Source organism: Burkholderia sp. APQ4-4ca, assembly GCF_057837105.1.
This window is the reverse complement of the sequence record NZ_JBYQCG010000086.1, coordinates 20,769-42,461: the sequence shown is the minus strand read 5'-3', so window position 1 is coordinate 42,461 and position 21,693 is coordinate 20,769. Positions and strand designations below refer to the sequence as shown.

14 protein-coding genes are annotated in these 21,693 nt (G+C 68.8%); 6 read left to right on the top strand and 8 right to left on the bottom strand.

All coding sequences use genetic code 11. From position 1 onward, the window contains the following. The first annotated feature begins 215 nt into the window (after window positions 1-215). Window positions 216-3,242 carry a phosphoenolpyruvate carboxylase gene (gene ppc / locus AC3IFE_RS10635; RefSeq protein ID WP_489190481.1) on the top strand — a complete coding sequence of 1,009 codons (3,027 nt, stop codon included), beginning with the start codon at window positions 216-218 and terminating at the stop codon, window positions 3,240-3,242. A gap of 141 nt (window positions 3,243-3,383) precedes the next feature. Here ppc and AC3IFE_RS10630 read toward each other — a convergent pair whose 3' ends face one another. Beyond that, window positions 3,384-4,136, bottom strand: coding sequence for a class I SAM-dependent methyltransferase (locus tag AC3IFE_RS10630; RefSeq protein WP_489190480.1), 753 nt, complete (start codon window positions 4,134-4,136; stop codon window positions 3,384-3,386). Window positions 4,137-4,360: 224 nt separating this feature from the next. Here AC3IFE_RS10630 and AC3IFE_RS10625 point away from each other — a divergent pair, with 224 nt between their 5' ends. From AC3IFE_RS10625 to AC3IFE_RS10615, 3 genes are all read left to right on the top strand, one after another. Continuing rightward, window positions 4,361-5,170 (top strand): helix-turn-helix transcriptional regulator, encoded by an 810-nt coding sequence (locus tag AC3IFE_RS10625; RefSeq protein WP_089468177.1) that lies wholly within the window; start codon window positions 4,361-4,363, stop codon window positions 5,168-5,170. Window positions 5,171-5,311: 141 nt separating this feature from the next. Next, a complete protein-coding gene (gene argH / locus AC3IFE_RS10620; RefSeq protein ID WP_069620362.1) occupies window positions 5,312-6,721 on the top strand; it encodes an argininosuccinate lyase in 1,410 nt (469 codons plus the stop codon). Window positions 6,722-6,820: 99 nt separating this feature from the next. Beyond that, complete coding sequence (locus AC3IFE_RS10615; protein WP_489190479.1) at window positions 6,821-7,504, top strand: HAD family hydrolase; 684 nt, start codon at window positions 6,821-6,823, stop codon at window positions 7,502-7,504. 88 nt (window positions 7,505-7,592) lie between these two features. Here AC3IFE_RS10615 and AC3IFE_RS10610 read toward each other — a convergent pair whose 3' ends face one another. From AC3IFE_RS10610 to apbC, 5 genes are all read right to left on the bottom strand, one after another. After that, a complete protein-coding gene (locus tag AC3IFE_RS10610; protein WP_489190478.1) occupies window positions 7,593-8,411 on the bottom strand; it encodes a lysozyme inhibitor LprI family protein in 819 nt (272 codons plus the stop codon). Then, window positions 8,411-10,690, bottom strand: coding sequence for an arginine/lysine/ornithine decarboxylase (locus AC3IFE_RS10605; protein WP_006497175.1), 2,280 nt, complete (start codon window positions 10,688-10,690; stop codon window positions 8,411-8,413). The genes AC3IFE_RS10610 and AC3IFE_RS10605 overlap by 1 nt, the downstream gene beginning before the upstream one ends. A gap of 81 nt (window positions 10,691-10,771) precedes the next feature. Beyond that, window positions 10,772-11,341: a dCTP deaminase gene (gene dcd / locus AC3IFE_RS10600; protein ID WP_006398615.1), complete on the bottom strand. Its 570-nt coding sequence runs from the start codon at window positions 11,339-11,341 to the stop codon at window positions 10,772-10,774. A gap of 112 nt (window positions 11,342-11,453) precedes the next feature. Then, window positions 11,454-11,990: a superoxide dismutase [Cu-Zn] gene (gene sodC / locus AC3IFE_RS10595; protein ID WP_048989052.1), complete on the bottom strand. Its 537-nt coding sequence runs from the start codon at window positions 11,988-11,990 to the stop codon at window positions 11,454-11,456. A 133-nt stretch (window positions 11,991-12,123) separates the two neighbouring features. Continuing rightward, window positions 12,124-13,215, bottom strand: a complete 1,092-nt coding sequence (gene apbC / locus AC3IFE_RS10590) for an iron-sulfur cluster carrier protein ApbC (RefSeq protein ID WP_089468180.1) — start codon at window positions 13,213-13,215, stop codon at window positions 12,124-12,126. Between the two features lie 353 nt (window positions 13,216-13,568). Between apbC and AC3IFE_RS10585 the strand changes: the two genes are divergently transcribed. After that, complete coding sequence (locus tag AC3IFE_RS10585; RefSeq protein WP_089468181.1) at window positions 13,569-14,216, top strand: YiaD family glycine zipper/OmpA-like lipoprotein; 648 nt, start codon at window positions 13,569-13,571, stop codon at window positions 14,214-14,216. A 380-nt stretch (window positions 14,217-14,596) separates the two neighbouring features. After that, entirely contained in the window at window positions 14,597-16,753 is a 2,157-nt protein-coding gene (gene metG, locus AC3IFE_RS10580; protein WP_489190477.1) for a methionine--tRNA ligase, read from the top strand. Window positions 16,754-16,847: 94 nt separating this feature from the next. Here the strand turns inward: metG and AC3IFE_RS10575 are convergent, their stop codons facing one another. Continuing rightward, window positions 16,848-20,891, bottom strand: coding sequence for a translocation/assembly module TamB domain-containing protein (locus AC3IFE_RS10575; protein WP_489190476.1), 4,044 nt, complete (start codon window positions 20,889-20,891; stop codon window positions 16,848-16,850). A 40-nt stretch (window positions 20,892-20,931) separates the two neighbouring features. Next, window positions 20,932-21,693, bottom strand: a 762-nt coding sequence (locus tag AC3IFE_RS10570) for an autotransporter assembly complex protein TamA (protein WP_489190475.1), incomplete at its 5' end; no start/stop codon positions are given.

Sequence of the window (21,693 nt, the reverse complement as noted above, 5' to 3'; positions counted from 1 at the left end):
AATTCATTGCTGGAACATCGAAGGACGGGATTGAAGATCGAACAATGGTAGCACGCACGCCCCGGCCCGCCCGGGCCCGGAGCCTGCGCCCGGCCTGCTTCCGCGCGGGTCGCGGCGCCGTTGTGCGGATGTGCCGCACGTAGCTGGTTGCTTGACCGCAGTTCCCGCAGTTTCCGCAGTTCCTTTTGACTCGAGCTTTCCCAAGGAAACCCATCGTGAAGTCTTCCGGATCGGCGCGTACGGCGCGCCGCAATGCTGCCTTGCCCTCCCCCGATGCCTCGACGGACACCGTCGCCACCGCCGCGAACGGCCGTGCGAAAACGGCAACGAAATCCACGGCAACGAAACCGAAAGACCCGATACGTCAGACAAAACGCGCGACGAAAGCCGCGAGCCCCGCCCGCAATGCCGTCGCGCCGAAGGCCGGCACCCGCACGCGCGACGACAAGGATCGCCCGCTGTTCGAGGACATCCGCTTCCTCGGCCGCCTGCTCGGCGACGTCGTGCGCGAACAGGAAGGCGATACGGTGTTCGACGTGGTCGAGACGATCCGCCAGACCGCGGTCAAGTTCCGCCGCGAGGACGACAGCGAAGCCGCGCAGACGCTCGAGAAGAAGCTGCGCAAGCTGACGCCCGAGCAGACGGTGAGCGTCGTGCGCGCGTTCAGCTATTTCTCGCACCTCGCGAACATCGCGGAAGACCGCCACCACAACCGCCGCCGCCGCATCCACGCGCTGGCCGGCTCCGCGCCGCAGCCGGGCACGGTCGCGTACGCGCTCGACCAGCTGAAAACCACCGGCAACGCGTCGAAGCGCCTGCTGCAGCGCTTCTTCGACGATGCGCTGATCGTGCCGGTGCTGACCGCACACCCGACCGAAGTGCAGCGCAAGAGCATCCTCGACGCGCAGCACGACATCGCGCGCCTGCTCGCCGAGCGCGACCAGGAGCTGACCGCGCGCGAGCGCCAGTACAACGAAGCGATGCTGCGCGCGCGCGTGACCGCGCTGTGGCAGACGCGCATGCTGCGCGACGCGCGCCTGACGGTCGGCGACGAGATCGAGAACGCGCTGTCGTACTATCGCGCGACGTTCCTCGACGAGTTGCCCGCGCTGTACGGCGACATCGAGGCCGCGCTCGCCGAGCACGGCCTGTCGGCGCGCGTGCCCGCGTTCTTCCAGATGGGCAGCTGGATCGGCGGCGATCGCGACGGCAACCCGAACGTGACGGCCGCGACGCTCGACGAGGCGATCAACCGCCAGGCCGCGGTGATCCTCGAGCACTATCTGGAACAGGTGCACAAGCTCGGCGCCGAGCTGTCGGTGTCGAACCTGCTGGTCGGCGCGAACGACGCGGTGAAGGCGCTCGCGGCCGCATCGCCCGACCAGTCGCCGCATCGCGTCGACGAACCGTATCGCCGCGCGCTGATCGGCATCTACACGCGGCTCGCCGCGAGCGCGCGCGTGCGTCTCGGCGAAGGCACGGTGCCGGTGCGCAGCGCGGGCCGCGGCGCGCCGCCGGTGCGCGCGATCCCGTACGAGGATTCCGAAGCGTTCGTCGCCGATCTGAAGGTGCTGACCGCGTCGCTCGACGAACACCACGGCGCGTCGCTCGCCGCCCCGCGCCTCGCGCCGCTCGTGCGCGCGGCCGAAGTGTTCGGCTTCCATCTCGCGAGCATCGACCTGCGCCAGAGTTCCGACATCCACGAGGCGGTGGTGGCCGAACTGTTCGCGCGGGCGGGCGTCGAGGCCGACTATGCGGCGCTCGCCGAGGAAGACAAGCTGCGCGTGCTGCTCGCCGCGCTCGCCGATCCGCGCCCGCTGCGCTCGCCGTACATCGAATACTCGGCGCTCGCGCAAAGCGAGCTCGGCGTGTTCGAGAAGGCGCGCGAGGTCCGCGCGCAATTCGGTGCGCGCGCGGTGCGCAACTACATCATTTCGCACACGGAAACCGTCAGCGACCTCGTCGAGGTACTGCTGCTGCAGAAGGAGACGGGCCTGCTCGAAGGCACGCTCGGCGTGCCGGGCAGCGACGCGCGCAACAGCCTGATGGTGATCCCGCTGTTCGAGACGATTCCCGACCTGCGCGACGCGTCGCGCATCATGCGCGAATACTTCGCGCTGCCGGGCATCGACGCGCTGATCGCGCATCAGGGCGCGGAACAGGAAGTGATGCTCGGCTACTCGGACAGCAACAAGGACGGCGGCTTCCTCACGTCGAACTGGGAGCTGTATCGCGCGGAACTCGCGCTCGTCGACCTGTTCCGCGAGCGCAAGATCACGCTGCGGTTGTTCCACGGCCGCGGGGGCACGGTCGGCCGCGGAGGCGGCCCGACCTACCAGGCGATCCTGTCGCAGCCGCCGGGCACCGTGAACGGCCAGATCCGCCTGACCGAACAGGGCGAGGTGATCGCGAGCAAGTTCGCGAACCCGTCGATCGGCCGGCGCAACCTCGAGACGGTCGTCGCCGCGACGCTCGAGGCGTCGCTGCTGCCGCAATCGAACGCGCCGGCGCAGTTGCCCGCGTTCGAGGCCGCGATGCAGACGCTGTCCGATTCGGCGATGGCCGCGTATCGCGCGCTCGTCTACGAAACCCCGGGCTTCACCGACTACTTCTTCTCGTCGACGCCGATCACCGAGATCGCCGAGCTGAACATCGGCAGCCGCCCGGCGTCGCGCAAGCTGCAGGATCCGAAGCAGCGCAGGATCGAGGATCTGCGCGCGATTCCGTGGGGCTTCTCGTGGGGCCAGTGCCGGCTGCTGCTGACCGGCTGGTACGGCTTCGGCAGCGCGGTGAGCGCGTATCTCGACGGCGCGCAGGACGACGCCGAACGCGCGAAACGCGTGACGCTGCTGAAGAAGATGAACAAGACCTGGCCGTTCTTCGCGAACCTGCTGTCGAACATGGACATGGTGCTCGCGAAGACCGATCTCGCGGTCGCGTCGCGCTATGCGCAGCTCGTGTCCGACCGCAAGCTGCGCAAGCACGTGTTCGAGCGGATCGTCGCGGAATGGGAGCGCACGTCGCGGGCGCTCGCGGAAATCACCGGGCACGAAGGCCGCCTCGCGACCAACCCGCTGCTCGCGCGCTCGATCAAGAACCGCTTCCCGTATCTCGATCCGCTGAACCACCTGCAGGTCGAACTGATCAAGCGTCACCGCGCGGGCGACACGAACGCGCGGCTGCGCCGCGGGATTCACCTGACGATCAACGGGATCGCGGCCGGCCTGCGCAACACCGGCTGATCGGCGCGCGGTGCGGGCGCCGGGCGTGGTCGGCGCCGGCCGGGAGAACGAAAGCCGCGATACGCGTTCCTGCGTATCGCGGCTTTTTTCATGCGACGACGAAATGCGAAATGGCGCAACGGCGCGGCGCGCGCCGCACGCTCAGTGCGCGTCGATCAGCAACGCATCGTGCTCGAACGAACCGTCGGGCTGCACCGCGTAATAGCCGCGCACCTCGTCCGGCGCATGCGCCCACAGCGCGCGAATGCCGGCGACGCTGTCGGCCGGCGTGCGGATGCGCCGGACCCACGTGTCGAAATCGATCGGCAGCCGCCAGCGGCTGTGCACCTGCGCGTCGAAACCGGCTGCGCGGAACATCGCGAGCCATTCGTCCGCGCGGTAGTCGCGCACGTGCGACGCGTCGCGCAGCACTTCCGCGGCTTGCAGATACGTATCGAGCAGCGGATGGTCGTTGCCCGCGATGTCGATCATCAGCACGCGGCCGCCCGGCTTCAGCACGCGGCGCACCTCGGCGAGCGCCGCGCGCATGTCGTGCCAGTGGTGCGCGCTCATCCGGCTCACGACCCAGTCGAACGTCGCGGTGTCGAACGGCAGCCGCTCGGCCGGACCCTGCTGCGTGCGGATGTTCGCGAGCCCGCGCTCGCGCGCGGCCGCGTCGACGGTCTCGAGCATCGGCGCGGCGAGATCGTACGCGACCACGTCGCGCACGTGCGGCGCGACCGCGAAGCTCGCGTGGCCGGCGCCGCAACCGAGATCGAGCACCGCGGCGGCGGGCGTCGCACGCACCGCGTCGGCGAGCGTTTGCAGGTCGGCGCCCGTCGCATGAACCGTGCTCGTCAGATAGGCGGCGGCCGTCGTGCCGAATGCGTCGGCGACCTGGTCGTGATGTTTCATCGTTCGCTCCTTTCCTGGATGCAGTCGGCCGAACCCGGCGCATCCGCGCGCGACCCGGCCCCGTGCAACGTTTTGTGGGACGCGCGCTGCCCTGCCAGCGCGCGAGCCGCTACAATAGGCCTGCGCTTGTACCAGTACAAGTTAAGCAGTTATTCTGGTATTCGATCCACCTGTCTGATCGTTCGATCGTTGCCGCGTTTTCGCCTCCACTTCGCCGTTTCCGCATGAACCAGCCGTCCTCCGCCCCCGTCCCGCCGCTCGACGCCACGCCCGCCCGCGCGCTCGGCGAATTCATCCGCGCCCACCGCGAGCGGCTGTCGCCGCAGGCCGTCGGCCTGCCGCCCGGCCCGCGCCGCCGCACGCCGGGCCTGCGGCGCGAGGAAGTCGCGCAACTGTGCGGCGTCAGCCCGACCTGGTACACGTGGATCGAACAGGGCCGGCCCGTGTCGGCCTCGGCCGACGCGCTCGCCCGGATCGCCGTCGCGTTGCAGTTGTCCAGGGCCGAGCGCGCATACCTGTTCGAGCTGGCCGCGCAGCGCGACCCGGCCGAGCCCGACGTCGCGGGCGGCGACCTGCCGCCGACGCTCGGCGCGACCGTCGCCGCGATCGCGACGCCCGCCTACGTGCTCGACCGTCAATGGAACGCGCTCGCGTGGAATGCGCCGGCCGCCGCGCTCTTTTCCGGCTGGCTCGACGGCGAGCACGACCGCAACCTGCTGCGCTTCACGTTCATGTCGCCGGCCGCCCGCACGCTGATCGTCGACTGGGAAACCCGCGCGCGGCGGCTCGCGGCCGAATTCCGCGCCGACGCGATCCGCCACCTGACCGATGCGCCGACGCGCGCGCTAATCGACGCGCTGACGGCCGGCAGCGACGCGTTCGCGCAGTACTGGGCGTCGCAGGACGTGTTCGAGCGCGAAGGCGGCCTGCGGGAATTCGACCATCCGGCCGACGGCCGCCTCGTGTACCAGCAGATCACGCTGAAGCCCGCGCACCGCGAGGACCTGAAGCTCGTCGTGCTGGTGCGCGACTGAGCGCGCCGCCGCCCGCACCCGCGCCGGCCGCCCGCCGCCCGCCGCCGGTCGCCGGTCGCCGGTCGCCCGCCGCGCGAATGTTAGAATCGCGGGATTCCCTCGGCGGCGCACGGCCGCCCAACTCCCCTTCGAAGAATCGCCATGACGTCCCAACTGCACAAAAAGGGCGAGGCCTGGTCGGCCCGCTTCTCGGAACCGATGTCGGAGCTGGTCAAGCGCTACACGTCGTCGGTGTTTTTCGACAAGCGCCTCGCGCTCGTCGACATCGCCGGTTCGCTCGCGCACGCGAACATGCTCGCCGCGCAGAAGATCATCAGCGCCGACGATCTGGCCGCGATCGAACGCGGGATGGCGCAGATCAAGGGCGAGATCGAGCGTGGCGAATTCGAATGGCAGCTCGACCTGGAAGACGTCCATCTGAACATCGAGGCGCGCCTGACCGCGCTGATCGGCGATGCCGGCAAGCGCCTGCATACGGGCCGCTCGCGCAACGACCAGGTCGCGACCGACATCCGCCTGTGGCTGCGCGGCGAGATCGACCGCATCGGCGGCCTGCTGAACGACCTGCGCGGCGCGCTGATCGACCTCGCGGAACAGAACGCCGACACGATCATGCCGGGCTTCACGCACCTGCAGGTCGCGCAGCCGGTCACGTTCGGCCACCACCTGCTCGCATACGTCGAGATGTTCACGCGCGACGCGGAACGCATGCGCGACTGCCGCACCCGCGTGAACCGCCTGCCGCTCGGCGCGGCCGCGCTCGCGGGCACGAGCTACCCGATCGACCGTCATGCAGTGGCGAAGACGCTCGGCTTCGACGGCATCTGCGCGAACTCGCTCGACGCGGTGTCCGATCGCGACTTCGCGATCGAATTCACCGCGGCGTCGGCGCTGGTGATGACGCACGTGTCGCGTTTCTCCGAAGAACTCGTGTTGTGGATGAGCCCGCGCGTCGGCTTCATCGACATCGCCGACCGCTTCTGCACCGGCAGCTCGATCATGCCGCAGAAGAAGAACCCGGACGTGCCCGAGCTCGCGCGCGGCAAGACCGGCCGCGTGAACGGCCACCTGATGGCGCTGCTCACGCTGATGAAGGGCCAGCCGCTCGCGTACAACAAGGACAACCAGGAAGACAAGGAACCGCTGTTCGACACGGTCGACACCGTCGCCGACACGCTGCGGATCTTCGCGGAAATGGTCGCCGGCATCACCGTGAAGCCGGACGCGATGCGCGCGGCCGCGCTGCAGGGCTTCTCGACCGCCACCGACCTCGCCGACTACTTGGTCAAGCGCGGCCTGCCGTTCCGCGACGCGCACGAAGCCGTCGCGCACGCGGTGAAGATCTGCGACGACCGCGGGATCGATCTCGCCGACCTGACGCTCGACGAAATGAAGCAGGAACTGCCGAACGTCGCGCACCTGATCGGCGACGACGTGTTCGGCTACCTGACGCTCGAAGGGTCGGTCGCGAGCCGCAATCACCCGGGCGGCACCGCGCCCGACCAGGTGCGCGCGGCCGTCAAGGCTGCCCGCGCCGCGATCGGCAAGTAACGGCCTGCAGCCACGGACGCCTTCGGCGTCCGTTTTTCATTCGGGCGGCGGTCGCGCCGCCCGTCGCCTTTCCGCTTCACCGCTTCACGGATGCCCCCGATGACCTTTTCCGCCGCGCTCTTCGACATGGACGGCCTGCTCGTCGATTCCGAGCGGACCATCATGAACACGTGGATCGACGTGTCGAACGCGCACGGCGTCGTGCTGACCGAGATCGATTACCTGCAGATCGTCGGCCGCTCGTTCGCCGAAGGCCAGGTGATCCTCGCGCGGCTGATCGGCGACGCCGATACGTTCGACGCGGTGCGCATCCGCGTGCGCGAGCAACTCGCCGCACCCGAACCCCATCCGAAGTTTCCGCTGAAGTCGGGCGCGCTCGCGCTGCTCGACACACTCGCGCAGGCCGGCATTCCGTGCGCGGTCGCGTCGTCGTCCGCGACCGACGTGATCCGCGCGCGGCTCGACGCGGTCGGCGTGCTGCCGTTCTTCCGCGCGATCGCGGGCGGCAACGAAGTCGCGCGCGGCAAGCCCGACCCGGCCGTCTACCGGCTCGCGGCCGAGCGTCTCGGCGTGCCGGCGCAGGCCTGCGTCGCGTTCGAGGACAGCGACTTCGGCGCGCTGTCGGCGGCCGGCGCCGGCGCCGCGGTCGTCACCGTGCCCGACCTGAAGGCGCCGACGCCCGAGATCGTCGCGCTGAGCCTGCACGTGCTCGCGTCGCTCGACGACGCGGTCGCGCTCGTGCCGTCGTGGTTCGGCCGTCTGGACACGCGGCAGCCCGCGTAAGCGGCGCACGCGCCGCCCCCATGCAAACGGGCACCCGAGGGTGCCCGTTTTGCGTTGCCGCGCCGGCTCGCCGGCATCGCCGCGATGCCTACCGATTGCCGGCCGTCTCCGACAATCGTTTCATCGTCGCGATGCGCGCGCCGATCAGGTCGACGCGTCCGTCCTCGCCGACGAGCGGCGCGGTCGCATCGCGGAACGCCACCCATGCGCGCTGCGCGCGCACGAGCGTCGCCGCCGAATGCGCGGGCATCTTGCGGTGCAGCTTCCGGTAATAGCGGTTCAGGTCGAACACCGCGTGTTCGCACGCGGCGTCCTGCACGCACGGCCGCACGCGGCGGATCGCCGGATCGCGCGGCGCGTTCGCCGGCTTGGCGCCGGCCGGCGCCACCGCACCCGCACCGCCCTGCGCACCGCTCGTCGCCGCGACCGGCACGGCGGCGGGCGGCGGCGCATAGCGATCGGCCGCCCCGCGCAGCGCGAGCGCGCGATCGCGCACCGGCTGCAGTTGCAGGTCGGCGCTCGACATCGCATACGCGCTGCCGCGCGTCGTGTCGTACACGGCCTTCAGCAGCAGCACTTCGTCCTTGCGCCACGTGAGCCAGCGGCGCTGGCTGTCCTGCCAGCCGCGCTTCGCGTCGGCAGGCGCATCCTTCAACAGGCGCTGGTACGCGCCGTCCATCACTGCCTGCCACTGCTGCTGCGCTTCGCCCATGCACTGGATCTGGCCGGCCGGCGACGACCGGTCGCGCCGCGCGAAGCATTGCCGCATCGCGACGTCGATCGGGTCGGCCGCCGCGACTTCCGCATGAGCAACGCCCGCGCCGGCGAGCCCCGCCAATCCTGCCGCCCAGACGACGAGCGCGGCCAGCGCCGCGCGCATCGTCCGGAATCGTCCGCGCGCCGCCATCAGTCGCGCACGCAGTCGACGAAGTACTCGACGCGGCCGTTCACCTCTTCCGCGACGAGGCCGTGGATGTCGGTGTGGAAGCCCGGGAAGCGCTCGTTGAAGTCGCGCGCGAACCGCAGGTAGTTCACGATCGTCTTGTTGAAGCGCTCGCCCGGGATCAGCAGCGGAATGCCCGGCGGGTAAGGCGTCAGCAGGATGCTCGTCACGCGGCCTTCGAGCTCGTCGAGCGGCACGCGGTCGATCTTGCGGTGCGCGAGCTTCGCGAACGCGTCCGACGGCTTCATCGCCGGCTCCATGTCCGACAGGTACATCTCGGTCGTCAGGCGCGCGATGTCGTTCGCGCGGTACACGTCGTGGATCTGCGTGCACAGGTCGCGCAGGCCAACGCGCTCGTAGCGCGGATGCTGCGCGACGAATTCCGGCAGCACGCGCCACAGCGGCTGGTTGTTGTCGTAGTCGTCCTTGAACTGCTGCAGCTCGGTCACCATCGAGTTCCAGCGGCCCTTCGTGATGCCGATCGTGAACATGATGAAGAACGAATACAGGCCGGTCTTCTCGACGATGATCCCGTGCTCGGCCAGGTACTTCGTGACGATCGCGGCCGGAATGCCCGTCTCGCCGAACTCGCCGTCGACGTCGAGCCCCGGCGTGATGATCGTCGCCTTGATCGGGTCGAGCATGTTGAAGCCTTCCGCGAGCGGGCCGAAGCCGTGCCAGTGGTCGTTCGGCTTCAGCATCCAGTCCTCGCGCGAACCGATGCCTTCCTCGGACAGGTTGTCCGGGCCCCACACGCTGAAGAACCAGTCGTCGCCGTATTCGGCGTCGACCTTGCGCATCGCGCGGCGGAAGTCGATCGCCTCGGCGATCGATTCCTCGACGAGCGCGGTGCCGCCCGGCGGCTCCATCATCGCGGCCGCGACGTCGCACGACGCGATGATCGCGTACTGCGGGCTCGTCGACGTGTGCATCAGGTACGCCTCGTTGAAGCGGTGCTTGTCGAACGTGCGGTTCTCCGAATCCTGCACGACGATCTGCGACGCCTGCGAGATACCGGCGAGCAGCTTGTGCGTCGAATGCGTCGCGAACACGAGCGCGCCCGTGCGCGGACGGCCGTCGCCGATCGCGTGCATGTCGCGGTAGAAATCGTGGAACGTCGCGTGCGGCAGCCACGCTTCGTCGAAGTGCAGCGTGTCGAGCAGGTCGCCGAGCAGGTCCTTGATCATCTCGACGTTGTAGACCACGCCGTCGTACGTGCTCTGCGTGATCGTCAGGATCCGCGGCTTCATGTCCGGGTTCTCGCGCAGCGCCTCGCGCGCGAACGGGTTCGCCTCGATCTTCTTGCGGATGTTCTCCGGCTTGAATTCGTCGCGCGGGATCGGCCCGATGATGCCGAAATGGTTGCGCGTCGGCGTGAGGAACACCGGAATCGCGCCCGTCATCGTGATCGCGTGCAGGATCGACTTGTGGCAGTTGCGGTCGACCAGCACGATGTCGCCGGGCGCGACCGTCGCGTGCCAGACGATCTTGTTCGACGTCGACGTGCCGTTGGTCACGAAGAACAGGTGGTCCGCGCTGAAGATGCGCGCCGCGTTGCGCTCGGACGCCGCGACCGGGCCGGTGTGGTCGAGCAACTGGCCGAGTTCGTCCACCGCGTTGCAGACGTCCGCGCGCAGCATGTTCTCGCCGAAGAACTGGTGGAACATCTGGCCGAGCGGGTTCTTCAGGAACGCGACGCCGCCCGAGTGACCCGGGCAGTGCCACGAATACGAGCCTTCGTCCGCGTACTTGACGAGCTCCTTGAAGAACGGCGGCGCGAGCGAATCGAGATAGACCTTCGCCTCGCGGATGATGTGGCGCGCGACGAACTCCGGCGTGTCCTCGAACATGTGGATGAAGCCGTGCAGTTCGCGCAGGATGTCGTTCGGCAGATGCCGCGACGTGCGCGTCTCGCCGTACAGGAAGATCGGGATGTCCGCGTTGCGGCGGCGCACTTCGGTGACGAACGCGCGCAGCTCGATGATCGCGGTCGCCAGCTCGGGCAACTCGCCGTCCGGGCCGGTTTCGCCGAGCATGAGTTCGTCGTCGTCGATCGACAGGATGAAGCAGGACGCGCGGCTCGATTGCTGCGCGAACGACGTCAGATCGCCGTAGCTCGTGAGGCCGAGGACTTCGACGCCCTCCTTCTCGATCGCTTCGGCCAACGCCCGGATGCCGGAGCCCGAGATGTTCTCGGAGCGGAAATCTTCGTCGATGATGACGACGGGAAAACGAAACTTCATGGGCGATTCTCCAAAAAGAACGACCGCGGCGCGTCACGCGCAGCGGTCACCCGGAAACTGGTGAGACGTTATGCAACCAGATCAGGTTTTCGGCAGCGTGACACCGCGCTGACCCTGATACTTGCCGCCGCGATCGGCGTACGACACGTCGCACACCTCGTCGCTTTCGAAGAAGAGCACCTGCGCGACGCCTTCGTTCGCGTAGATCTTCGCGGGCAACGGTGTGGTGTTCGAGAATTCCAGCGTGACGTAGCCTTCCCACTCGGGTTCGAACGGCGTCACATTGACGATGATCCCGCAGCGCGCGTAGGTCGACTTGCCGAGGCAGACCGTCAGCACGGTGCGCGGAATGCGGAAATATTCGACGGTGCGGGCCAGCGCGAACGAGTTCGGCGGGATGATGCACACGTCGCCCTTGAAATCGACAAACGAACCCTCGTCGAAGTTCTTCGGATCGACGATCGTCGAGTTGATGTTCGTGAAGATCTTGAATTCGTCCGCGCAGCGGATGTCGTAGCCGTAGCTCGACGTGCCGTAGCTGACGATCCGGCGGCCGTCCTCGGACGCGCGGACCTGATCGGGCACGAACGGCTCGATCATCTTGTGCTCTTCGGCCATGCGCCGAATCCATTTGTCGGACTTGATGCTCATATCAGGGCGCCTGGAAACGCTGCGTGACAATCTGAGAGGGCCGCTCGCGCGAGGCGGCGGCCGGGAAAGGCGCACATTTTACGCGATCATCGGCCCATGCACGCGGCAGCCGTCAACGGATCACGCCGCAGGCCAGCGCGGGCCCCGCGCCATGCTGTGCAAATGCCGGGTCGCTCGCGTCGCGGTGCACCAGCGCCGCGCGGTTCATCGCCGAGCGCACGCCGTCGAGGGCCAGATCGGGCGCGACGATGAAGCCGGCCGCGACGCCGTTCGCATCCGCGTGGATGTTGCCGAGATCGCCGGCGACGCGCGCGCCCGCGCGCAGCCGGTCGGCGGCCGGCGCGAACACCTGGCCGGCGCTCGAGCCGTCGCCCGCGTTGCAGTCGCCGCGCTCGTGCACCTGCAGCGCGTGATCGCTGTTCGGCGGCAGGCCAACCAGGTTGTAGGTGACCTGCACGCCGTCCGGGCGCTCGACGAACGTCACCGCACCGCGCGCCTGGGAGCCGACCGTCGGCTGCAGTTGCGCGTCGGCCCGTTTTTCGTGCGACGAGGAAAAGGAGGTACAGCCGGCCAGCAGGCCCAGCGCGGCGGCGGCCAGCAGCGCGCGCCGCGCGCGGCCGGCGCGCACGCCGTGATGTCGTTGTTTCATTCGATCCTCATGCCGGCCGGCCGCCGTTTGAGACGACGGCCGCGCCGGGCGGGTAAAGGGACCCGGGGAAAGTCGCCATGATACCGCGCCTCGCGGCGCCGCCAACAGCGTGAGGCCCCGCCCCGCAAGGGTTTTACGTATTTTGAACAACGATCGACGGGAACTTCGACGTCATGTCGCGCGATCGCTCGGCAATCGCCAGTGCGACGCCGCGCGCGATGTCGCGGTAACGACGCGCGAGCGCGCCTTCCGGATCGGCCGCGACCGTCGGCGTGCCGCTGTCGGCCCGCTCGCGGATCGCGATGTCGAGCGGCAGGCTGCCGAGCACGGTCACGTCGTAATCCTTCGCCATCCGCTCCGCCCCGCCGGCGCCGAAGATGTGCTCCTCGTGGCCGCAGTTCGAGCAGATGTGAATGCTCATGTTCTCGACGATGCCGAGGATCGGGATCCCGACCTTCTCGAACATCTTCAGCCCCTTCTTCGCGTCGAGCAGCGCGATGTCCTGCGGCGTCGTGACGATCACCGCGCCGGTGACGGGCACGCGCTGCGCGAGCGTGAGCTGGATGTCGCCCGTGCCCGGCGGCATGTCGACGATCAGGTAGTCGAGCTCGCGCCAGTTGGTCTGGCGCAGCAGCTGCTCGAGCGCGGACGTCGCCATCGGGCCGCGCCACACCATCGGGTTGTCTTCCTCGATCAGGAAGCCGATCGAGTTCGCCTGCAGCCCGTGGCCGACGAGCGGGTTCATCGACTGGTTGTCCGGCGACTCGGGGCGCTGGCCGTGGATGCCGAGCATCGTCGGCAGCGACGGGCCGTAGATGTCGGCGTCGAGAATGCCGACCGACGCGCCTTCCGAAGCCAGCGCGAGCGCGAGGTTCACCGCCGTCGTGCTCTTGCCGACGCCGCCCTTGCCCGACGCGACCGCGACGATGTTCTTCACGTTCGGCAACAGTTTCACGCCGCGCTGCACCGTATGCGCGACGATCTCCTGCGACACGGCGACGCGCGCGTCGCGCACGCCCGGCACGGCCTGGAGCGCCGCGGCGACGCGCATGCGCACGCCGTCATGCTGGCTGCGCGCCGGATAACCGAGCACCACGTCGAGCGCCACGACGTCGCCTTCGATCGCGACGTTGCGCACGCCCTTGTTCGCCGCGTACGGGCGGCTGGTATTGGGGTCGACGACTGCCGCCAGCGCGGCGTCGACTTGGGCCCGGTCAATGCTCATCAAGACTCCGTGAAAACGTTTTTCTCGCGCGCAAAACGTCAAAAAATATCAAATTTCGCGGCGAAATTCGGGAAAAGTGAAAGAATCTGTTGCACGCCATTGCGCGAACGCGCGACCCGGCGCACTCTTCGCGTGCGGCATGCTATAGGGCCAAATCGGCCACTCACCGCCTATATTGTAGAGGCTGACGCGTCGCGCTGCCCGAACAGCCACGCTGACGGACAGGGCATGCGACCGCCTCGGTGGCTGCCGCGAGCGCAGGCCGGCCTTCCTTTTTCGGACGGCCCGCGCAGGGAGCCATGACTGTTGTTTGTCGTCGTTGTCGACTCGTTCAACCAAGAGAGGAATCCAAGATGAACATGAAAATCGCGACTCGCCTGTCCGCCTTCGCACTCGCCGGCGCACTGCTGGCAGGCTGCGCCACGCAGCAAGGCAACAATACGGCCGTCGGCACCGGCACGGGTGCGGCGCTGGGCGCGGGCATCGGCGCACTGGCCGGTGGCGGCAAGGGCGCGGCGATCGGCGCGGGCGTCGGCGCACTGGTCGGCGGCGTGACGGGTTACAACTGGCAAGCGATCAAGAACAAGCTCGCGCCGTCGGCCGCGCAGACGGGTACGCAAGTCACCGAGCAGCCGGACGGCTCGCTGAAGCTGAACGTGCCGAGCTCGGTCACGTTCGCGACGAACCAGTATGCGATCACGCCGGCGTTCACGCCGCTGCTGAACGACCTGGCGACGACGCTGAACCAGAACCCGCAAGTGACGGCGTCGATCGTCGGCTACACGGACAGCACGGGCTCGGCGCAGCTGAACCAGACGCTGTCGCAGAACCGCGCGCAAAGCGTCGTGAACGCGCTCGTGCAGCGCGGCGTGAACGGCGGCCGTCTGTCGGCGCAAGGCATGGGTCCGTCGAACCCGATCGCGGACAACGCGACCGAGGCCGGCCGCGCCCAGAACCGCCGCGTCGAGATCTACCTGCGCGCGCCGCAACAGCATCAATAAGCGCGACCACGAGAGGAAACGTGCGGGCGCCCTGCCCGCACAGCCCCGCCGCACAAGGCTTTCGGCGGGGCCGGTAACGAATCGAAAAAATTTTCGAACTTCTGTCGCAGGCCGTGGTCAGTATTTACGGTACGCGGCTGGTGTTGCCGGCGCGTCACCATTCTCCTCTTGTCGTTGTTGCTCCGGGGCCGTATCCGCCCCGGTTTTTTTTGCCCGCAGAATTCATGTTGCGTCGCAACATGTCGCCGCCGGGTACGCCGCGCGAGCGGCCTTGGTCGTTCCGGCGTCCGGCCCGCGGCGCTTGCCCGCCGCGCTGGCCCGCGCCCCCTGCTAGAATCGCGGTTTCCCGTCGTTTTTCCCGCTGTTCTTCTCCAGACCCTATGTCCGCATCCGACCTCACTTCCGTGCAGGCCGCGGCGCCGCAAGGCAGCCGCCAGATCCTCGTTACGTCCGCACTGCCCTATGCCAACGGGCAGATCCACATCGGCCACCTGGTCGAGTACATCCAGACCGACATCTGGGTGCGGACGCTGCGAATGCATGGCCATGAGGTCTACTACATCGGCGCCGACGATACGCACGGCACGCCGGTCATGCTGCGCGCGGAGAAGGAAGGCCTGACGCCGAAGCAGCTGATCGAGCGCGTGTGGACGGAGCACAAGCGCGACTTCGACAGCTTCGGCGTGTCGTTCGACAACTTCTACTCCACCGATTCGGACGAGAACCGCGTGCTGAGCGAGAAGATCTATCTCGCGCTGCAGGAAGCCGGCCTGATCGCCGAACGCGAAATCGAGCAGGCCTACGATCCGGTGAAGGAGATGTTCCTGCCGGACCGCTTCATCAAGGGCGAGTGCCCGAAGTGCCACGCGAAGGACCAGTACGGCGACAGCTGCGAAGTGTGCGGCTCGACGTACCTGCCGACCGAACTGCTGAACCCGTATTCGGTCGTGTCGGGCGCGACGCCGGTGCGCAAGACCTCGAAGCACTACTTCTTCCGCCTGTCCGACCCGCGCTGCGAATCGTTCCTGCGCGAATGGGTGAGCGGCCTCGCGCAGCCCGAAGCGACCAACAAGATGCGCGAATGGCTCGGCGACGCCGGCGAAGCCAAGCTCGCCGACTGGGACATCTCGCGCGACGCGCCGTATTTCGGTTTCGAGATCCCGGGCGCGCCCGGCAAGTATTTCTACGTGTGGCTCGACGCGCCGGTCGGCTACTACGCGAGCTTCAAGAACCTGTGCGACCGTAACGGCATCGATTTCGACGCGTGGATCCGCCCGGGTTCGAAGGCCGAGCAGTATCACTTCATCGGCAAGGACATCCTGTACTTCCACACGCTGTTCTGGCCCGCGATGCTCGAGTTCTCGGGCCACCGCACGCCGACCAACGTGTTCGCGCACGGCTTCCTGACGGTCGACGGCGCGAAGATGTCGAAGTCGCGCGGGACGTTCATCACCGCGCAGAGCTACATCGACACGGGCCTGAACCCCGAGTGGCTGCGCTACTACTTCGCGGCGAAGCTGAACGCGACGATGGAAGACATCGACCTGAACCTCGACGACTTCCAGGCGCGCGTGAACAGCGATCTCGTCGGCAAGTACGTGAACATCGCGAGCCGCGCGGCCGGCTTCCTGCTCAAGCGTTTCGACGGCCGCGTGCAGGACAGCGCGATGAATCATCCGCTCGTCGCGAAGCTGCGCGATGCGATTCCGCAGATCGCCGCGAGCTACGAAGCACGCGAATACGGCCGCGCGCTGCGCCACACGATGGAGCTCGCGGACGAAGTGAACGCGTACGTCGACGGCGCGAAGCCGTGGGATCTCGCGAAGGATCCGGCCAACGCGGTCGCGCTGCACGAAACCTGCAGCGTGAGCCTCGAGGCGTTCCGCCTGCTGTCGCTCGCGCTGAAGCCGGTGATGCCGCGCGTGGCCGTTGCGGTCGAGGCGTTCTTCGGGATCGCGCCGCTCGCGTGGGCCGATGCCGCGAAGCCGCTGTCGTCGGCGCAGCCGATCAAGGCGTACCAGCACCTGATGACGCGCGTCGATGCGAAGCAGCTCGAAGCGCTGCTCGCCGCGAACCGCGATTCGCTGCAGGCCGAAACGACGGGTGCGGCCGCCGCGAGCGCGAACGCCGCGAAGGATGCGAAGAACAACGCGAAGGCGAACGCGAAGCCGGCCGCCGCGAACGGCGCCGACGACGCACCGATCTCGATCGACGATTTCGCGAAGATCGACCTGCGCATCGCGAAGATCGTCGCATGCAAGGCCGTGGAAGGCTCGGACAAGCTGCTGCAGCTCACGCTCGACGTCGGCGAGGAAAAGACCCGCAACGTGTTCTCGGGCATCAAGTCCGCGTACCAGCCCGAGCAGCTCGTCGGCAAGCTGACGGTGATGGTCGCGAACCTCGCGCCGCGCAAGATGAAGTTCGGCCTGTCCGAAGGGATGGTGCTCGCCGCGTCGGCCACCGACGAGAAGGCGGAACCGGGCCTCTACATCCTCGAGCCGCACAGCGGCGCGAAGCCGGGCATGCGCGTGAAGTAAGCGGAACGCGCGGCTGCCTGCTGAGCAAAAAAGCCCCGCACGATTTGAATCGTGCGGGGCTTTTTTATCGCTGCCCGGTACGCCTCGCCGTTCGTCACCGCTGCCCGAACCACCGGTCGAAGCGCCGCGTGTAGTTCAGGTCGACACCCTGGAACGTGCCGCCGTACGCGGACACCGACCAGAAGCGCGTCAGGTTGATCGTCGCCTTGAACGCGTTGCTCGCCGATTGCAGCCCCTGCTCGAAGCCAAGCACGAACCGCTCGTTGATCGCCTTCGACACCAGCACGACCTGCGGATCGGTCAGGCCGACCTCGCTGCGGCCGACCGACACCTCGTCGAGGCCGAAGGTCTGCGCGACGCGCTTGCCGGTCACGCTGCCGAGCAGGCCGAGCGCCGCCGTCATCGCGCCCTGCTGACCGACGTTGTTGCCCTGGTCGGTGCCGTGCCCGAACAGCAGCCACGACAGCTTTTCGTTGTCCGTCACGTTCGGCTCCGACACGAGCTTCACCGTCGGCGACTGGATCGTGCCCGTCACCTGCACGCCGGCCTCGACCTCCTGGTTGCGCCGCATCGCGAGGATGTTGACGCCCGGGTTCGACACCGGGCCGTTGAACGTGAAGAAACCGTTCTCGATCGCGAGCTTGCGGCCGAACGTCGTGTACGTCGAGCCCTCGGTCACGCGCACGTTGCCGACCGCGCGTAGCGGCACGCCCGGCGCGCTCATCACGGTGATCGTGCCGCGCAGCCCGAGATCCGCGCCGTGCCCCTTGAAGCGGAAGTTGTTGCCGAGCCCGACGTCGATGTTCGCGCGCGGCGCCAGCGACGGCGCCGGCTTGTTTTCGACCGGCTTCGGCTTCGCGGCCGCGGTGCCGGTGGGCGTCTCGCCGCGCACCGTGCCGTCCGGCTGCACGATCACGACGTCGTCCGACAGGTGCGGCGCCGATTGCTCCGGGAGGTCGAACAGCGCGCGATCGACGACGAACTTGCCGTCGATCGCCAGCGCGCCGCGCGGCCCGTCGTTCGCGACGGTGGCCTTGCCCGACAGCGACAGCTTGCGGTCCGGCGCCGCGAACAGTTCGAGCTTGTCCGCGACGATGCTGGCGGTCAGGTCCGGCGCCTCGCCGTCAAGGCGCACGCGGCCGAGCGCGCGCAGCGTGCCGTCGCCGCCGTGGAACTCGACCTGCTGGAATTCGACGAGGTTGTCCGACAGCTTCACGCGCACGATGCCGTCCTTCAACTGCACGCCCTGGTCGATTAGCGTCGCGGACAGCTCGTCGCCCGTCAGCGTCCCCGACAGGTTCGGTTTTACCGGCGTGCCGGACACCGTCAGCTTCAGCGCCGCACGCCCGCCGAGCAGGTAGCTCGGCCCGAGCAGGTTGCCGGTGGTCTTCAGCGCGGGGATGTCGGCGTCGATGCGGCCCGTCAGCGGGCCGTCGTCGACGATGCCGAACACGCCGTCGCGCAGCGCGAACGGCACCGTGACGTTTGCGTCGAGCGTGCCGATCCGGCTCGCCTTCGCGAGCGCGGTCACGTTGAGCCGGTTGCCGGGCGCGAAGCTCGCGCGCGCGGACAGGTCGGTCAGGCCGAGCGACGCGATGCCGCGCCCGGTCTCGATCGTCACGTCGCCGCCGCGGCGCTTCACCTGCACATAGCCCGTCGCGTTCGCGCCGAGCGAGAAATCCCAGTCGGCATCGAGCACGACGTCGGTCCGCACCGGCGGCCGCTGGCCGGTCAGCGCCTGGCGCACCTCGAGGAAACGCGCGACCGATGCGCCGGTCACCGAACCGGCCGAGCGCATCTGGCCGCGATCGAACACGAACGATTTCAGGTCGATCGCCGCGCCTTCGAGCGTGAGCCGTGTCGCGCCGAGCGTCACGCGGCCGGCGCCCGCCGATATCGTCAGCGGCGCCTGCAGCGCGAGCGCCGGCGTGCCGCGATTCGCGAGCCGCGTGACGGTGCCGTCCCAGCGCATGCCGTCGCGGCTCTCGACCACGCCGCCGTTCGCCGCCAGCGTGAGGTCGATCACGCGGCCGCCGGCCACCCCGAGCGCCGAGGCGTCGAGCGTGTGCTTCGCGCGCGTGCCGTCGAGGTTCGCGCGCAACGACTTCAGCTTGAACGAACCGAGCGCGATGTCGGACGCGTCGGCCGTGAACACGAGCGCGCCGTGCGCGCCGTCGCGGATGTCCGCGCGGCCCTGGGCAGTGCCGATCCGGTTCGACCCGACGACGACGTGCTCGGCCTTGTAGGTGGCCGTCACGTTCGGATGCGCGAAACTGCCGGTCAGGTCGCCCTGCGCCTGCACGAGCCCTTCGACGCCGAAGCCGAGCCGATCGAGTTGCGGCGCGTCGACGACGAAGCGCAGCCGGTCGCCGGGCGCGCCGAAGCTGCCGCGCAGGTCGACGTGGTTGCCGGCGATCGTCAGGTTCGCGTTGCTCGGCAGGATTCGCGAGCCGGCGAGCTGCACGACGCCGGCGCCGGTCAGCGGCACGCCGTCGTACAGGCTGTCGGCGAGCTTGAAGGTCGCCTTCGTCGACACCTGCGGCGCGAACGCGCCCGACGCGGTCAGCGTGCCGGACACGCGCGTCTCGCCGTGCCTGGCCGGCGCCTTGGCCGCTTTTGCGGGCGCCTTGCCGCCGCCTGCCTTCGGCGTGCTCATCGCGGCGAGCAGCAGCGGATCGAACGCGGTGAGCGTCGCCTTCGCGTCATAGGTCGAATGCGCGTCGTGGCGGAACACGCCCGTCAGGTCGATGTGCCCCTTGGCCGCAGTCACGCGCGTGTCGGTCAGCACGGTCTGTTGCTTCGTCAGCGCGACCTTGGCGCGCGCGCCCAGCGCGAGCTTCGGGTCGTTCAGGTTGAAATCGACGGTCGTCACGTCGCCCGCGAGCGTCACGCCGAGCGGGCCGCCGAGGCGCATCGGCCGCAACTCGGCGACGAACGCGTTCAGGTCGAGGTTCGCGACCTTCAGGTCGAAGCGGCCCTTGCCGCCCGCGAGCGTGCCGCCGCCGGTCACGCTGCCGTCGCGAATCAGCTTCAGCGCGAGATCGTCGATGCGCTGCGCGTGCGCGTCGAGATGCACGCTCGCGTGTGCGTCGATCAACGGCAGCAGATGGTCGCCGAGCGTGCCCGGCTTCGCGTTGACGATCGACACCGGGCCCGTCACCGCGAACCCCTTCGCGGGTGCCGAGCCGGCCGGCGCGCTCACCGGTGCGAGTTCCGCGCGCACCGCGAGATCGGCCGCGGGCGCGCCGGGCGACAGCGCCTGCGGGTTCACGTGGTCGAAAGCGAGCGACGCACGCGTGAGCGGCACCGTGCCGAACGGCGCGGCCTCGACGTGCGCGCGCCCGTTGAGCTTCATCCCGCTCGCGGAGACGTCGGCGACGAGCGCTTCGAGCGACCCCGACACGTTCGCGCTCGCGTTGACCGGTTCATCGGCGAATTTGCCCACGTAGGTCGCATCGCCCGTCAGCGCGAACGGCTTCACGCCATCGAGCTTCGCGCGCGCGGTCAGCGCGCCGTACGGCGTATCGACGCCCTCGAGCACGAGTTCATGATGGCGGCCGTCGCTGCGGCCGTTCAGCGCGAGATGGTCGAGCTGCGTCGTCGACGTGCCTTCGTGAATGGCGAGGCGATCGACGCGCAGGTCGTCGATCCGCACCTGCAGCGGCAGGCTCAGGTCCTGCGGCGTCTTACTCGGCGTGGACGGCCCGGGCACGATCCGCACGTCGATCGTGCCGGCGCGCAGATAGGCGACGGACAGCCGCCACGGCGCGCGCGTCAGGGCCCAGCGACCGTCGAGCCGGTCGATGCGGACCTCGGTGCCGGTGCCGTCGGGGCTGGTCCACGCGAATCCGCGCAAGCGCACGCCGGTCGCGAGCGAGCCGCCTTCGAGCGTGCCCGCGAGCCGCGTGCCGAGCACCTTGCCGGCCACTTGCCACGCGAGCCGCGTGCCGCGCTCGGTCGTCACCGCACCCAGCACGAGCCCCGCCGCCAGCACGACGAGCAGCACGACCGTCGCGAGCGTCCACGCGACGGCGCGCCACGCGCGGCCGCGGCGCGGCGCGCGCGGCGGCGTACCGGGCGCGCCGTCGGGCGTATCCGGATCGTGAGGCGGCGGCGTGTCGTTCGGGTCCTTCGTCATGCGGTTCGTCGTGCGGGTCGTCGTCAATAGGGCGGCAGGTTCAGAAAGCGATGCCGAGCGTCAGGTACGGGCGCACGCTGTGGTTGCGCAGCCCGTACGCGACGTCGACGTTGATCGGGCCGACCGGGCTGCGCCAGCGCGCACCGACGCCCACGCCCGGGTAGAACACGCGTTCGCCCCACGCGTCGGTCGCGGTGCCGATATCGAAGAACGTCGCGGCGCCCCAGTCGCGGTTGAACCAGTGCTGGTATTCGGCCGTCCCCGTCATCAGGTACTTGGTCGGCAACACGGAGCCGTCGACGCTGTTGCCGATGCTCTGGTAGCCGTAACCGCGCACCGAGTTCGAGCCGCCGGCGCGGAACAGCAGCGACGCCGGCACGCCGGTCGAGCTGCCGCTCGTGAACACGCCGCCGAGCTCCGCGCGAAACACGAACAGGTCGCGCTTGCCGATCGGCACGTACTGCTGCCCGCGCGCGTAGCCGCGGATGAAGGTTTCGTCGGCCAGCACGTGCTTGACCGCGAAGCTGGCCTCCGCGTGAATCAGGTTGCCCGAGCGCGGGAACAGCGGATCGTCGACGTTGCGGCGGGTCCACGCCCATTGCGGCACCAGCGCGCGGCTCGTGGTCGGCCCCGCACCGTTCTGGTCGAGCCGGTCCTGGTAGTACATCAACGAATACGAATAGTCGATGAACTGGCCGGTGCGCGTGCGCTGCACGCCGACCCGCGCGCTGTAGATGCGCGTATCCGACACGTTGGTGTTCGTGTACGACGCGAGCACGCTGTTGGTCCAGCCCTTCTCGCC

Bases quoted from the DNA above. Each gene is read 5' to 3' on its own strand.
- argH (WP_069620362.1), top strand. From the start codon at position 5,312: ATGACGTCCCAACTGCACAAAAAGGGCGAGGCCTGGTCGGCCCGCTTC.
- sodC (WP_048989052.1), bottom strand. From the start codon at position 11,990: ATGAAACAACGACATCACGGCGTGCGCGCCGGCCGCGCGCGGCGCGCG.
- AC3IFE_RS10630 (WP_489190480.1), bottom strand. From the start codon at position 4,136: ATGAAACATCACGACCAGGTCGCCGACGCATTCGGCACGACGGCCGCC.
- apbC (WP_089468180.1), bottom strand. From the start codon at position 13,215: ATGAGCATTGACCGGGCCCAAGTCGACGCCGCGCTGGCGGCAGTCGTC.
- AC3IFE_RS10610 (WP_489190478.1), bottom strand. From the start codon at position 8,411: ATGGCGGCGCGCGGACGATTCCGGACGATGCGCGCGGCGCTGGCCGCG.
- metG (WP_489190477.1), top strand. From the start codon at position 14,597: ATGTCCGCATCCGACCTCACTTCCGTGCAGGCCGCGGCGCCGCAAGGC.
- AC3IFE_RS10615 (WP_489190479.1), top strand. From the start codon at position 6,821: ATGACCTTTTCCGCCGCGCTCTTCGACATGGACGGCCTGCTCGTCGAT.
- AC3IFE_RS10605 (WP_006497175.1), bottom strand. From the start codon at position 10,690: ATGAAGTTTCGTTTTCCCGTCGTCATCATCGACGAAGATTTCCGCTCC.
- AC3IFE_RS10625 (WP_089468177.1), top strand. From the start codon at position 4,361: ATGAACCAGCCGTCCTCCGCCCCCGTCCCGCCGCTCGACGCCACGCCC.
- dcd (WP_006398615.1), bottom strand. From the start codon at position 11,341: ATGAGCATCAAGTCCGACAAATGGATTCGGCGCATGGCCGAAGAGCAC.
- AC3IFE_RS10585 (WP_089468181.1), top strand. From the start codon at position 13,569: ATGAACATGAAAATCGCGACTCGCCTGTCCGCCTTCGCACTCGCCGGC.
- AC3IFE_RS10575 (WP_489190476.1), bottom strand. From the start codon at position 20,891: ATGACGAAGGACCCGAACGACACGCCGCCGCCTCACGATCCGGATACG.